The sequence below is a fragment of the Streptomyces coerulescens genome (genome assembly GCF_042657965.1).
GTDB classification, from domain to species: domain Bacteria; phylum Actinomycetota; class Actinomycetes; order Streptomycetales; family Streptomycetaceae; genus Streptomyces; species Streptomyces coerulescens.
Genome location: NZ_JBHSKM010000019.1, coordinates 668,792 through 681,035 on the forward strand (window position 1 = coordinate 668,792; position 12,244 = coordinate 681,035).

The 12,244-nt window shown below is 70.6% G+C and carries 19 protein-coding genes; all 19 read left to right on the plus strand.

Annotated features, from left to right (window positions below; genetic code table 11):
• The first annotated feature begins 81 nt into the window (after positions 1–81).
• On the plus strand, positions 82–462 hold the full coding sequence (locus ACFPQ9_RS26100; RefSeq protein WP_380857914.1) for a hypothetical protein: 381 nt from the start codon (positions 82–84) through the stop codon (positions 460–462).
• Positions 459–755 (plus strand): HNH endonuclease, encoded by a 297-nt coding sequence (locus tag ACFPQ9_RS26105; protein WP_380857917.1) that lies wholly within the window; start codon positions 459–461, stop codon positions 753–755. The genes ACFPQ9_RS26100 and ACFPQ9_RS26105 overlap by 4 nt, the downstream gene beginning before the upstream one ends.
• 89 nt (positions 756–844) lie before the next feature.
• A complete protein-coding gene (locus tag ACFPQ9_RS26110) occupies positions 845–1,120 on the plus strand; it encodes a hypothetical protein (protein WP_380857920.1) in 276 nt (91 codons plus the stop codon).
• On the plus strand, positions 1,108–1,371 hold the full coding sequence (locus ACFPQ9_RS26115) for a hypothetical protein (protein WP_380857923.1): 264 nt from the start codon (positions 1,108–1,110) through the stop codon (positions 1,369–1,371). The genes ACFPQ9_RS26110 and ACFPQ9_RS26115 overlap by 13 nt, the downstream gene beginning before the upstream one ends.
• 2 nt (positions 1,372–1,373) lie before the next feature.
• The gene (locus tag ACFPQ9_RS26120; protein ID WP_380857926.1) at positions 1,374–1,823 is read left to right on the plus strand and encodes a hypothetical protein; all 450 of its coding nucleotides are present in this window, start codon (positions 1,374–1,376) and stop codon (positions 1,821–1,823) included.
• A gap of 3 nt (positions 1,824–1,826) precedes the next feature.
• Positions 1,827–2,039 carry a hypothetical protein gene (locus tag ACFPQ9_RS26125; RefSeq protein ID WP_380857929.1) on the plus strand — a complete coding sequence of 71 codons (213 nt, stop codon included), beginning with the start codon at positions 1,827–1,829 and terminating at the stop codon, positions 2,037–2,039.
• Positions 2,036–2,221, plus strand: a complete 186-nt coding sequence (locus ACFPQ9_RS26130; protein WP_380857932.1) for a hypothetical protein — start codon at positions 2,036–2,038, stop codon at positions 2,219–2,221. The genes ACFPQ9_RS26125 and ACFPQ9_RS26130 overlap by 4 nt, the downstream gene beginning before the upstream one ends.
• A gap of 6 nt (positions 2,222–2,227) precedes the next feature.
• Positions 2,228–2,668: an ATP-binding protein gene (locus ACFPQ9_RS26135; RefSeq protein ID WP_380857935.1), complete on the plus strand. Its 441-nt coding sequence runs from the start codon at positions 2,228–2,230 to the stop codon at positions 2,666–2,668.
• 303 nt (positions 2,669–2,971) lie between these two features.
• Entirely contained in the window at positions 2,972–3,253 is a 282-nt protein-coding gene (locus ACFPQ9_RS26140; protein WP_380857938.1) for a hypothetical protein, read from the plus strand.
• On the plus strand, positions 3,216–4,805 hold the full coding sequence (locus ACFPQ9_RS26145; protein WP_380857941.1) for a terminase: 1,590 nt from the start codon (positions 3,216–3,218) through the stop codon (positions 4,803–4,805). The genes ACFPQ9_RS26140 and ACFPQ9_RS26145 overlap by 38 nt, the downstream gene beginning before the upstream one ends.
• A gap of 223 nt (positions 4,806–5,028) precedes the next feature.
• The gene (locus ACFPQ9_RS26150) at positions 5,029–6,354 is read left to right on the plus strand and encodes a phage portal protein (protein ID WP_380857944.1); all 1,326 of its coding nucleotides are present in this window, start codon (positions 5,029–5,031) and stop codon (positions 6,352–6,354) included.
• Positions 6,354–7,610 (plus strand): HK97 family phage prohead protease, encoded by a 1,257-nt coding sequence (locus ACFPQ9_RS26155; protein WP_380857947.1) that lies wholly within the window; start codon positions 6,354–6,356, stop codon positions 7,608–7,610. Before ACFPQ9_RS26150 ends, ACFPQ9_RS26155 begins: the two co-directional genes overlap by 1 nt.
• A 65-nt stretch (positions 7,611–7,675) precedes the next feature.
• Positions 7,676–8,920 carry a phage major capsid protein gene (locus tag ACFPQ9_RS26160; protein WP_380857950.1) on the plus strand — a complete coding sequence of 415 codons (1,245 nt, stop codon included), beginning with the start codon at positions 7,676–7,678 and terminating at the stop codon, positions 8,918–8,920.
• A gap of 67 nt (positions 8,921–8,987) precedes the next feature.
• Positions 8,988–9,392 carry a hypothetical protein gene (locus ACFPQ9_RS26165; protein ID WP_380857953.1) on the plus strand — a complete coding sequence of 135 codons (405 nt, stop codon included), beginning with the start codon at positions 8,988–8,990 and terminating at the stop codon, positions 9,390–9,392.
• Positions 9,392–10,060, plus strand: a complete 669-nt coding sequence (locus ACFPQ9_RS26170) for a hypothetical protein (protein WP_380857956.1) — start codon at positions 9,392–9,394, stop codon at positions 10,058–10,060. Before ACFPQ9_RS26165 ends, ACFPQ9_RS26170 begins: the two co-directional genes overlap by 1 nt.
• A 27-nt stretch (positions 10,061–10,087) precedes the next feature.
• Positions 10,088–10,720 carry a hypothetical protein gene (locus ACFPQ9_RS26175; RefSeq protein WP_380857959.1) on the plus strand — a complete coding sequence of 211 codons (633 nt, stop codon included), beginning with the start codon at positions 10,088–10,090 and terminating at the stop codon, positions 10,718–10,720.
• Between the two features lies 1 nt (position 10,721).
• Complete coding sequence (locus ACFPQ9_RS26180; protein WP_380857962.1) at positions 10,722–11,540, plus strand: head-tail connector protein; 819 nt, start codon at positions 10,722–10,724, stop codon at positions 11,538–11,540.
• Complete coding sequence (locus ACFPQ9_RS26185) at positions 11,540–12,010, plus strand: hypothetical protein (protein ID WP_380857965.1); 471 nt, start codon at positions 11,540–11,542, stop codon at positions 12,008–12,010. The genes ACFPQ9_RS26180 and ACFPQ9_RS26185 overlap by 1 nt, the downstream gene beginning before the upstream one ends.
• Positions 12,011–12,023: 13 nt before the next feature.
• Complete coding sequence (locus tag ACFPQ9_RS26190; RefSeq protein WP_380857968.1) at positions 12,024–12,242, plus strand: hypothetical protein; 219 nt, start codon at positions 12,024–12,026, stop codon at positions 12,240–12,242.
• Positions 12,243–12,244: the final 2 nt, after the last annotated feature.

Consider the following 12,244-nt stretch of genomic DNA (forward strand, 5'->3'; position numbering starts at 1 on the left):
TCACACGGCGCTCACTTCTGGGGGGTTGGGTGCGCCGGCAGCTGTGCGGCGGGCGTCCCTCCTCGCCACCAGGAGCCCACCGTGCCCGACGCACCGCGCACCACCTTTGACCGGCTCGCAGCGCTGCGCCTCGCCCAGGAGTGCGCGCTCGAGCAAGCCCACATCGCGCAGGAGCAGCACGACCAGGCCCTCGCTGAGACCGAGTACGCGGACGAACAGGCCGGCAGTGACTACATGCGCACAGCCGTCGCCGAGGCCCGCCAGCGCGCCCAGCGCCACACCGCGCGCAGCAGCGAGGCCGGCCGCCTCGCCGAGATGTGGGCCCGCGTCAGCGCGGCCCTCTCGGTCAGCCCCGACAGCGGCCCCGCGACGTATGACCTGACCGTGCAGCTCGACCCCAAGGACGTCGGCAAGGAGCTCGCCCGCCACGTCCAGACGCTGCGCAGCCCGGGCACCGCATGAGCACGCCCCGCAACGTGCGCAACGGCCGCCCCTACAGACGCCTGTGCGCGAAGCAACGTGCCCTGCTCCTGCCCTGCTGGTGGTGCGGAGAAGCCATCCGCTACGACCTCACCGGCCCCATCGCCCAGCGCCACCGCGACGCCTTCACACTCGACCACGCCGTCCCCCTCAGCCGCGGCGGTGACCTCCTCGCCCCCGCCAACGCCCGCAGCGCGCACCGACGATGCAACTCGCAGCGCGGCAACCGCACCGACGCCAAGCGCCAGCCGGTCCGCGCGTCCCGGCGCTGGTGACCCACAGCATCCGCTGCTGATCACAGCGGACAGAACGGCCCGACACCGCTCCCGTGGTGCCGGGCCGTTCGCATTCCACGGGAGACCCCATGCAGTCCACGAGAGCCGTACGGCCCTTCCGCTTCGTCATCGCCCCCACCGTGCGACAAGCCCAGCTCTTCATCCAGTTCTCCGGCTACGACCCACGCGAGTGCCGCATCGCCACCAGGGTCCAAGACCTCCTCGGCTACCGCCTCGACAGCTGGGAGACCTGGTTCCTCCAACGCATGTGGCCATGCCGCACCCACGAGGACGTCAGCCACATGGAAGAGATGATGTGGCGCGCCCGCGCCTGCGGGGCTGACATTCGGCGGTGGTGGACGTGACCTACGACGACGACTACGCCGAGCTCCGCCAGCGCTTCCGAGCCGAGCTCGCCCGCGGCAGGCTACGCGTCCTGACACCCCGCTACATGGCTTGGCAGGAGCGCACCGGCCTCGGCTGGTGGATCGGCTACGCCCTGTACGAGCCCCGCGACTTCGCCTACGCCGCGCCCCGGCGCCTCGCCTGCCGCCTCTTCCACTGGCACAACCCCACATGCATCGGACGCCCCGCGCCCCACCCACGGAGGTGGTGACCATGGCCATCGCATACACCGAACGCGACGGCCGGTCCTGGCGGTGCGACGGGTGCGGCTCCCACGGCCGCGTCGTCAGCCAGACCGACGGCCACCGCCTGGCCGCCGAGACCGTCGCCCTGCACATCGAGGACTGCACCCCGACACCTGCCACGGAGCAACAACCGGACAGCACCCAAGACCCGACACAGAGCCTCGCGGAGGCAGCGGACGGGAGCCCGGACCGCCCCATCAGCGAACTGCGGGACAGCGGCCTGCTGTGGCTCATCAACCGCACCGTGTTCCACCCACGCGGCCTCGCCCTGGGCCTGACCTTCGGAGAGGCCGGCGAGGTCACCGGGTGGCGGCTAACCGGTGACGGCAGCGAGCCCATGTGGTTCTCACCCGACGACGAACCGCGCCTGTTCGCCGCAGCCCACGCGACCCTCGCAGCAGCACAACGCGGAGAGTGACACATGTCCGTACCCGCCCCGGCCATCCCCTTCCTCGTCCGCCTCGCCGACGGCCGCACCTGGGGCGCAGCCGAGTTCCCCGGCGGCTTCGTCTGCGTCTACCACCCCGACGAGATCAACGTCTGCACCATCGCCACGTCGGCCGACGCACTGGTCACAGACCGCACGCCCGGCGATCCGCTTTACGGCGCCATCGTCGAGCAGTACGAACCGTGAGCCTCCTGCGCCGCATCGCCAGGCGCTGCGAGACACACGACCGCTCGTCGTACGCCAAGACCCGCCGGCTGGAGGACGAGCTGGGCCTCGAGCCCAGCCGACCGCCGGACAGCTTCACCGACACGTACAGGGACCCCGACCTCGTCGACTGCGGCAACTCCTGGTGCAGGAACCGGAGGTGAGGCGCCGTGCTGTACGTCGTCACCGGTCCGCCGGCCGCGGGCAAGTCCAGCTGGATCGAGGCCCGGGCCAAGCCCCGGGACATCGTCATCGACCTGGACCGCATCACCCGCGCCCTCACCGGCCCCGGCGCACCCCAGTGGAACCACGACCCGATCGCCAGCAAGGTGGCGTTGCGCGCCCGCTACGCAGCCATCGACGAGGCCGTGAAGCACGTCGACACGGTCGACTGCTACCTGATCCACACCATGCCCAGTGCCACCTGGCTGACCCGCTACCAGCGCCTCGGTGCCGAGATCATCACCGTTGACCCAGGCGAGCAAGTGGTGCGCGAGCGCGTGCGAGCAATGCGATCAAGCGCAATGGAACGCGTAGTCACCCGCTGGTACCGGCACTACCAGGGTGGCCGTGCCCGGCCGGCCACCGCGCAGTCATCACGCGAGTGGTGACCGACCGCTACCACCCCACATCCCATCACCGAGAGCGACATCACGCCCCGCCGAGGCCTCACCCAGCGGCGCGCTGATGATCGTTCGGCCGGTCGATGGGAGGGAGTGGATCAAAACTTCAGCGGAAGACCGGGCGACCCAAACGCCCTTGTCGCCCGGTTCTCTCCCCGAGCCGATCGCTAATCCGCCGGCCCGCGCTTCAGCGCTTTAGCGGACCATGATCACCCCCTCGACTCCCGTCACTCTCCGCGATGATCACTGCTTGTCACGGAACGTGACAGCCCCCTCGGATCGGAGGCGATCATGGCCGACCCCGGAGCCAAGCGAGTACGCGCGGGCGCCGTCGCGAAGGCGACCAAGGCGGAGCTCGATGACCTGGGCGTATCCCCCGAGAAGAACGCATCGGCCGCTGCCGCTATGCGCCTCGCCAAGATCATGGACTCGTCGGTGGACCCCAAGGAGGTCGCGGCAACCGCCCGCGAGCTGCGCCAGGCCATGCACACAGTGCGAGCCCTGGCGCCTCCGAGGAGCAGGGGGGACATCGTTGATGAGCTCGCGTCTCGCCGTCCCCGCCACAGCGCGTAGCCGCCCTGACCCGATCGGCTGCCAGAGCCCGCGGATCATCTCCACCCCGCACTACCGGCGCATCGAGACCGGGCGTTGGAGCGGAGTCGAGGACCAGGCCGCGCTCGACTTCCGCTCTCCTTCGGGCCAGGAGGCCATCGAGCTCGCCGCGGACGCCGGGCTGAAGCTGGATCCCTGGCAGCAGATGGGCCTGCACCACTCGCTCGCCGAGGACGACGAGGGACGGTGGACCTCCTTCGAGGTCGTCCAGAACGTCACACGCCAGAACGGCAAGGGTGGCTACCTCGAGGCCCGCCAGATGGCTGGCGTCATGCTGTTCGGCGACAAGCTCGTCATCCACACCGCGCACGAGTTCAAGACGGCTCGGGAGTCCTTCCGCCGGCTGGACCAGATGATCGAGGGCTCGTACGCCCTCAGCCGCCGCGTGAAGCGTGTCGTGCGCGCGCACGGCGAGGAAGGGTTCGAGTTCCACAACGGGGCGCGCATCCTGTTCCTGGCGCGCACGGGCAGCTCGGGGCGTGGGTTCTCCGGCGACCTCGTCGTGATGGACGAGGCCATGTCTCTGCGGGCCGCGCCGATCGGGGCGCTGCTGCCGATCATGTCGGCGCGCCGGAACCCGCAGCTGGTGTACACGTGCTCGGCCGGCATCGGCCAGGAGAGCGAGCAGCTGGCGCTGCTGAGGGCGCGGGCACTGGCGACGCGGCAGGAGCCGGACGAGTCCCTGACGTACCTGGAGTGGTCCGCCGAGCTGCACACGCGGGAATGCCCGCGGGACGAGGACGGCCGGATTGTGTGTGCCGAGCATGACGACCGTGCGGACGTGCGGACCTGGCAGCGGGTGAACCCCGCCCTCGGGATCCGGATCCGCGTGCAGGCCGTACGACGCGAGCTCGCGACGATGCGGCCGGACCTGTTCAACCGTGAGCGCCTCGGCGTCGGCGACTACCCGGCGCAGGCCGAGGAGACGTGGCAGGTCATCGACGAGGCCACCTGGCGCGCGCTGAGGGTGCGGCAGTCGGATCTCGCCGACCCGGTGGCGTTCTCCATCGACACGACTCCGGAACGCAGCCACACGTCGATCAGCGTGGCCGGCCGGACCGGTCACGACGACCGGCACGTCGAGGTGGTCCAGCACCGCCCCGGTACGGACTGGGTGATCGACTGGGCGGTCGAGCGGGACGAGAAGTGGTCACCGTGCGTGTGGGTGATCGACGAGGGCGGTCCGGCCGGATCCCTGGCCGCGGAGCTGCGCAAGCGGCTCAAGCCGCGCGGCCGGGACCACCTGGTCGTGGCGCCGAAGGTGCGTGAACTCACCCAGGCCTGCGGCCAGTTCTTCGACCGCACTCAGGCCGGGAGCCTGCGGCACCTGGACCAGGCGCCGCTGGCGACGGCGCTGGCCGGCGCGACGAAGCGCGACGTGGGCGATGCGTGGCTGTGGTCGCGGCGCAGCGACGGCGTGGACGTGTCTCCGCTGGTGTCTGGGACGTACGCGCTGTGGGGCTGGGAGCAGTACCACGACGTTGAGCCGGAAGGGGCGCCGAACCTGTGGTGAAGAAGGAGCCGGCCGAGCCGGAGGCTCGTACGGGGGGCCGTTGGCTGCTGGTGCTCGAGGTGGTGTTCGTCCTGGTGGCGGTCGCTGGGCTGGCGTTGTGGAGCGTGCCTGGGGCGCTGCTGGCCGGCGGGGTGCTGGGGGTTCTGGCGTGCGAGCGCGCGTCGGCTGACAGGCGTGCTGCGCGGGTGCGGCGCGGTGGGGAAGCGGTGGGGGGTGAGGGGTCGTGAGCGGGCTGTTCGGGCTGTTCGACGGGCGGGCACAGCGGGGGCTGGAGAGTCCGGCGCAGCCTCTCACCTCCGCCGCGCTGAGTGAGTTCCTGGGCGGGCTGCGGTCGGACGCTGGCGTGGCCGTGTCAGAGACGACGGCGCTGCGGACGCCGGCCGTATGGCGGGCCGTGAACGTGATCGCAGGTGTGTCCTCGGCGCTCCCGTTGCCGGTCTACAAGACCGGCACGAAGACGAAGCAGACCTCGGAGCTGCTGGCCAACCCGCACCCGGACCTGACCCCGGTCGAGTTGTGGCGGTACGTGTACACGTACCGCGCGCTGTGGGGCAACGGATACACCCAGAAGATCCGGAATGGGGCGGGGCAGATCCGGGAGCTGTGGCCGATCTCCTCGGAGCGCGTGCAGGTCGACCGGGAGAGGCCCTCGGACGAAAACCCGTCCGGCAAGTGGTTCTGGGTGACGGACGACTGGGGCGTCGTGCACCGGCTGACGCCGCACCACGTCCTGCATATCCCCGGCCTCGGCTACGACGGGCTCACTGGCTGCTCGCCGGTGAGGATGGCCGCGCAGGGCATCGGGCTGGCGCAGGCGGCCGAGAAGTCCGCGGCGCGCCTGTTCGGCTCGGGCAACCTCGTCGGTGGCGTGTTGCAGACCGAGCAACGCCTGGACCAGGACCAGGCGGCACGGCTCAAGGAGCGATGGAAAGCAAAGATGTCCGGCGTCGACAACTCGCACGAGATCGCCGTCCTGGACAGCGGCGCCTCCTTCAAGCCCGTCGCGATGCCGAACACCGACGCCCAGTTCCTGGAGTCGCGCGAATTCGAGAACGCGGAGATCGCGAGGATCTTCGGCGTCCCGCTGTTCCTGCTGATGGAGACAAGCAAGTCGACCAGTTGGGGCACGGGCCTGGAGCAACAGGCCCAGGGCTGGGTGACGTTCGACCTCAACCCGACGTGGCTGACGCCGACCGAGCAGCGGGTGACGAAGGAGCTGCTGCCGCCGTCGCTGTACGCCAAGTACCAGATGGGCGGCCTGCTGCGGGGCGACTCGGCGGCGCGGGCGACGTTCTACCGCGCGATGCGGGACGTGGGCGCCTACTCGGCGAACGACATCCTCGACCTCGAGGACAAGCCGCCGCTTGAGGGTGCGGAGGGCGACCTGCGGCTGCAGCCGATGTACATGGCCCCGCTGGGGTCCAACCCGCTCGCGCCGGACGGCGACCAGCCGGCCGCGGCGAGCTCGAACAGGGCGCGGGCGGCCGCGCTGATGGCGGAGGCGCAGCGGCTGCTGGCGACCCCGGACGAGATCGAGGAAGGCTTCTGATGAGGACTCTGACGAGGACGACGACTGAGGAGCGCCGCCGCCTGCCTCTCTCGACGGCAGACGTGGTCATCCGGGCCATTGAGGGCGACGACAGCGGCGAGCGGTTCAAGGGCTACGCCGCGAAGTTCAACAGCCGCACGGCGATCGGCAATCCGCTGCGCTGGGGGTTCTACGAGGAGATCGCACCGGGCGCCTTCACCAAGACCCTGCAAGAGGGCGACGCCCGCTTCCTCGTCGACCACGACTCTTACTACGTCGTCTCCCGGGTGTCGGCCGGCACGCTGGACGTGGCCGAGGACGCGGTGGGCCTGCCGGTCGACTCAGCGCTCGACACGGCGTTGTCCTACGTCAACGACCTCAAGGCGAACGTCCGCAACGGGAACATCACCGGCATGTCGTTCGGCTTCTACGTCATCAAGGACGAGTGGTCGACCGAGACCGTGGAGACCTCCGACGGGCAGACCGTGGAAGTCGAGGTGCGGCGCATCCTCGAGGTCCGCCTGATCGAGGTCAGTGCGGTCACCTTCCCGGCCTACGAGGACACTGAGGCCGAGCTCGCCAGCGTCGCCTCCGCGCTCGTACAGCGCGGTGACCCGGCGGCCATCGAGCAGCGTGCCAAGTACCGGCCGGAGCTGCGCGACCTGCTCCAGCTGGTCGGCGACAAGGGCCCGGCCGCCGGCGCCGCACCCGCCAGCCAGGCGGCCGACGGCGACACGCGGCAGGAGGCCGGCCTCGAGGAGCGCGGGGCGCTGGCCGCGCACTCCACCGACACCTCGGATTCGGCGTGGGACGGTCCGGCGAACTCGAAGGATCTCCCCAGCGAGGAGGCGGCGCTGAGGATGGCGCACGCCTGGGTGGACCCGGTCGGCGCCGCCGAGGCGAAGTCCTCGTACCGGTTCATCCACCACTTCGTCGACATGGACGGGAACGTGGGCGCGGCCTCGACGGTCGCGTGCACCACCGGGATCGGCGTCCTCAACGGCGCCCGCGGTGGAACCACGATCCCCGAGGAAGACCGCCAGGCGGTCTACAAGCACCTGGCCCGGCACCTGAAGGATGCCGGGATCAAGGCGCCAGAACTGAACGCTGAGCACAGCGAGCCGGGTGAGTCCACTCGCGAGACCAGCACACCGGAGCCCGCCGCGGCCCCGTCCGCCCCCGAGCCGGCAGAGACCACTCGGAGCGAGACCGACCCGCGCGTGATCCGCATGAGGGGCCTGGCCGCCCGCTACCGGCTGCCCACGGCCCGCTCGTAACCCGTACTCACCCCAAGGCCCTGAGTAGCTACTCGGGGCCTTCGGCATGCCTGGGAAGGACAGACATGACCGCACAGCTCACCCGGCTCGTCGAGGAGCAGAACACCGTCTGGCAGCGGATGCAGGACATCCAGACTCTCGCCGAGCGCGAGAACCGGGACTGGACTGCTGAGGAGCGTGCTAACTGGGACGCCGCCGAGGCGCGGCTGACCGAGGTGTCCGCCGACATCGAGCGCCTGAACAAGATGGCCGCCCTCGACAAGATCGACCGGGGGCAGATCGTCACGACCAGCGGCGAGCCCGGCGAGGGCCGCGGCACGGACGCCGAGGAGAAGGCGAAGCGCTACACCGACGCCTTCGGTCGCTACCTGCGTGGCGGCATGGACCGGCTCACGCCCGAGCAGCGCAACCTGATGATGGACAACGAGGTCGATCTCCGCGCCATGGGCGCGAACATCGACACCGCCGGCGGATTCCTCGTCCCGGACGAGTTCCGCAACATCATGACCGAGACGATGAAGGCCTTCGGCGGTCTGCTCGGCCTGGCCGAGGTCATCCCGACCGGCACCGGCGCCGACCTGAAGTGGCCGACTAACGACGACACCTCCAACGAGGGCGAGATCCTCGGCGAGAACGAGGAGGCCGGCGAGCAGGACATCCAGGTCGGCGGCCGGACGCTGAAGGCGTACATCTTCAGCTCCAAGCAGGTGAAGCTGTCGATGTCCCTGCTTCAGGACTCGGTGTTCCCGCTCGACTCGTGGGTGCCGAAGAAGCTCGGCGAGCGCATCGGCCGCCGTGCCGCGCGCGCCTGGACCACGGGCACCGGCGTCGACCAGCCCGAGGGCCTGACCACGGGCGCGGTGGTCGGCAAGCAGGGTGCGAACGGCCAGACCACGTCGCTGATCTACGACGACCTGATCGACCTCGAGCACAGCGTCGACAGCGCCTACCGTCCCAACGGCCGGTACCTGATGCACGACAACACCCTCAAGGTGATCCGCAAGCTGAAGGACAGCCAGCAGCGCCCGCTGTGGGTGCCGATCCCCGCCCCGGGGTTCCCAGCCACCATCAACGGCTTCGAGTACACCCTCGACAACTCGATGCCCGTCCCGGCCGCCAGCGCCAAGACCATCGCCTTCGGCGATTTCAAGGCGGGCTACGTCATCCGGCAGGTGCAGCAGGTCCAGACGCTGCGGCTGACCGAGCGCTACGCGGAGAAGCTGCAGGTCGCCTTCCTCGGGTTCTCCCGCCTGGACGGCATGATCCAGGACTCGTCCGCGATCCGGATGTACCAGCACTCCGCCGCCTGACCACCCCAGCCCACGGGCCCAGCTCTTCACGGCTGGGCCCGTCGGCATCCACAGGAAGGAGCGCGTCGTGAGGGACGCGTACAGCAACCTGCTCGTCAAGAACACCCTGACGCCGGCCGCACGCACCGCGACGGTCAACGGCACGACGGTGGACCGGGCCGAGGACTCGTCACACTTCCAGGACGCCCTGGTCGTCATTCCCGTGGGCACGGTCACCGACGGCACCCACACCTTCGCGGTGCAGGAGTCCGACGACAACTCCAGCTGGGCGGCCGTGGCCGACGCGGACTTGCAGGGCACCGAGCCCGCGGTCACCTCGAGCACGGACGAGACCGTGTACGAGATCGGCTACAAGGGCAAGAAGCGGTACCTGCGCGTGGCGGTCACCGTGGCGTCGGCCACGACCGGCGGCGTGTACGGCGCGCACATCGTGCTCGCCAACCCGCGCGTGGCCCCGGTGGTCCGCAACTGATGGCGCGCATCAGGGTGTTGGAGGCGATCGCCGGGGCCGACTTCTCGTGGGCCCCCGGCGACGTCGTCGACGTGAGCGAAGAAGAGGCCGCCTCCTGGGCCGACGGGCACCGCGCCGCCCTGGTCGACGGCGAGGACGGTGTGCCCGCCGAGGAGACCGCCACGACGTCGCACCTGGCGCCGCTGGTGGTCGGCGAGGACGGCCAGGAGCTCGAGGTCCTCGACGCCACGCTCGAGGCAGCCGAGCCCCCGGCCGACGCCGAGGACGGGCAGCAATGGGTGCGCTGGTCGGTGACCGTACGTCTGCCAGCCGCTGCGGCCTCCGCCGACGGCGACCAGACGCCCGCGGATCCGGCGGACCTCGAGAACGAGGACCCCGAGCAGGAGGCCGAAGAAGTGGCCACGCCGTTCGATCCACGCGAGCACACCAACAAGGAGGTCCTCGCATACCTGGACACCGTCGGAGAGCAGGAGGCGCTGCGCGTGCTCGAGGTCGAGGCCAGCGAAGGTGAGAACCGGGCCGGGATCGCGAAAAACCGCGAGCAGGTCCTGGAGGCGGCACGGCTCCGCGATGAGGCCGAGGGAGGCAGCCAGCTCGGTGCGGAGAAGACGGCCGACTACTCCCGCGGCGGGGGCGGCGCCGAGACGCCCGAGACCCGCAGCTGGTAGGAGGGCAATCCAGTGCCAGGCTTCGGGATGTTGTCCGACCGATTCGACGACGGCGTCCTGGACCCTGCGCGCTGGTCGCAGTCCTACGGCGATCCAGTCGAGCAGGGCGGCCGCCTGCGGGTGCCGTGCACAACCGGCTATGCGGGCGCCCGTACGGCCAGCGCCTACACCCTGTCGTGGGCGCAGGTGTCCGCCCGGGTGTACCCGCCGGCCGCCGGCGGGGGAACGACGGCCGCGTGCTCGCTGCTCGTCCTGTCCGACGTCGGCGGCACCGACGCGGGTTTCCTGGTGGACCGGGCGCAGGGCGCGATGGGTCTCTATCTGCGCGAGGGCTACGCCGACGGCGGCGCCCTGTTCCCGGTCTACGACGCCGGCGCACACGCGTGGCTGAGGCTGCGTGAGGGCGACGGCAGCCTGTACTGGGAGGCCTCCCCCGACGGGCTGGCCTGGACGGTGCTGCGCACGGCCGTCTCCCCTGCGTGGGCCAGTCACGGCGATCTGTCGCTGCTGTTCGAGGCGCACCGTGACGCCGGCGCCTCGGACTTCGCCGAGCTCGATCACCTCAACATCTCCCGGTCCGGCGGGCTGCGCCCGCTCCAGCGTGGCTTCGCCGGGCCGGGCCCCAACTGGCGCATGACTTCGACGGTGGCGGGAGGCTGATGTGAGCTACGACCTGGGCGATGTGGTCCCGCTCGGCACGACCGTGCGCGACGCGAACGGCACCCTGGCGAATGCCGGCTCGATGGAGCTCACCATCACGCAGCCGGACGGGACCGCGGTCGTCGTGTCCCCGGTGGTGCCGGTCTCGACCGGCACCTACGCCTACGACTTCCCGACGGTGCAGAGCGGCCGGCACGTCGTGCGGTGGGTCGCGAGCGGCGTCAACGCGGGCGCCTACGTCGACGTCCTCGACGTCCGCGACGCCGTCCCCACGTGGATCATCTCGCTGGCCGACGCGAAGACCCATCTGAAACTCAACGGCACGTCGCAGGACGAGGAGGTGCGCCGGAAGATCGGCGCCACCACCCGGTGCGTGGAGTGGTTCGTCGGCCCCGTCGCGGTCCGTACGGTCACCGAGACCCACAACGTCGGTCAGGTCGAGGCGCTCGCGCTGCACAAGACGCCGGCCCTCGAGCTGGTGGCGGTGGCTGCCGTGCTGGACGGCGGCACGTCCTACACCGTGGCGGGCCTGGACCTCGACCCGGCGGCCGGCATCGTCCGGCGCAAGGACGGCGGGCGGCTGTACGGCCCGCTGCGCGTCACCTACACCGCAGGGCGGCGCATCGTGCCCGAGAACATCGCGGTCGCCACCGAGTTGATCCTCCAGCACCTGTGGCGCACCCAGGCCGGGCCCGGCCGGCCGCAGCTCGGCACCGGCGACTTCGACGTCACCGAGCCCATCCCCGGCCTCGGCTACGCGATCCCCAACCGCGCGCTGCAGCTCCTCGACCCAGACAACATCGGACCAGGGATGGCGTGATGGCGACCTCCGCAGTACCGAACGCGATCACGGAGCTGCTCGCGATTCTCCGCGCCCGGGCCGAGCTCCAGAAGGGCGTCCACATCCTCGATGGCCCGCCCGCGGAGGACATTTCACGGGACGACGTGATCGCCGTGGGCTGGTCGGCCGAGGGCGACCAGGCCGTAGAGATCGCCCAGACCTTCAACTCGGCCGGCGCCCGAACCCGGGACGAGGACTTCGCGATCCACGGCGTCATCGACGTCTGGACCGGCGACCGCGAGATGACCGTTGTACGGGCCCGGGCCTTCGAGCTGTTCGGCGTCATCGAGGACGCGATCCGCGCCTCCGGCGCGAACCCGACCGCGCCAACGCTCAACGGCTCCGTGCTGTGGGCGCACTTGACCAATGGCGTGCTGCGCCAGTTCTTCACCGACCAGGGCGCACGGGCCGCGCTGGGTTTCACGGTGACCTGCCACGCCCGGATCTGAGAGGGAGAGACCCATGGCGCGTGTGCGCTACCTGGGCGCGGAACCGGTGACCGTGCCCGAGCTCGGCCCCGAGCGTGTCGTCCACCCCGACGAGGTGGTCGAGGTACCGGACGAGCGGTTCGAGGGCTACGTCTGCCAGTCCGTGAACTGGGAGGCCGTCGAGGAGCCGAAGCCGACGTCGGCTCCGGCCAAGAAGACCGCGGCCAAGGCGCCGCAGAAGACGGAGGACTGATC

Coding starts and splice junctions, on each gene's coding strand:
- ACFPQ9_RS26105 (WP_380857917.1), top strand. CDS start 459: ATGAGCACGCCCCGCAACGTGCGCAACGGCCGCCCCTACAGACGCCTG.
- ACFPQ9_RS26110 (WP_380857920.1), top strand. CDS start 845: ATGCAGTCCACGAGAGCCGTACGGCCCTTCCGCTTCGTCATCGCCCCC.
- ACFPQ9_RS26120 (WP_380857926.1), top strand. CDS start 1,374: ATGGCCATCGCATACACCGAACGCGACGGCCGGTCCTGGCGGTGCGAC.
- ACFPQ9_RS26125 (WP_380857929.1), top strand. CDS start 1,827: ATGTCCGTACCCGCCCCGGCCATCCCCTTCCTCGTCCGCCTCGCCGAC.
- ACFPQ9_RS26140 (WP_380857938.1), top strand. CDS start 2,972: ATGGCCGACCCCGGAGCCAAGCGAGTACGCGCGGGCGCCGTCGCGAAG.
- ACFPQ9_RS26145 (WP_380857941.1), top strand. CDS start 3,216: ATGAGCTCGCGTCTCGCCGTCCCCGCCACAGCGCGTAGCCGCCCTGAC.
- ACFPQ9_RS26155 (WP_380857947.1), top strand. CDS start 6,354: ATGAGGACTCTGACGAGGACGACGACTGAGGAGCGCCGCCGCCTGCCT.
- ACFPQ9_RS26160 (WP_380857950.1), top strand. CDS start 7,676: ATGACCGCACAGCTCACCCGGCTCGTCGAGGAGCAGAACACCGTCTGG.
- ACFPQ9_RS26170 (WP_380857956.1), top strand. CDS start 9,392: ATGGCGCGCATCAGGGTGTTGGAGGCGATCGCCGGGGCCGACTTCTCG.
- ACFPQ9_RS26175 (WP_380857959.1), top strand. CDS start 10,088: ATGTTGTCCGACCGATTCGACGACGGCGTCCTGGACCCTGCGCGCTGG.
- ACFPQ9_RS26185 (WP_380857965.1), top strand. CDS start 11,540: ATGGCGACCTCCGCAGTACCGAACGCGATCACGGAGCTGCTCGCGATT.
- ACFPQ9_RS26190 (WP_380857968.1), top strand. CDS start 12,024: ATGGCGCGTGTGCGCTACCTGGGCGCGGAACCGGTGACCGTGCCCGAG.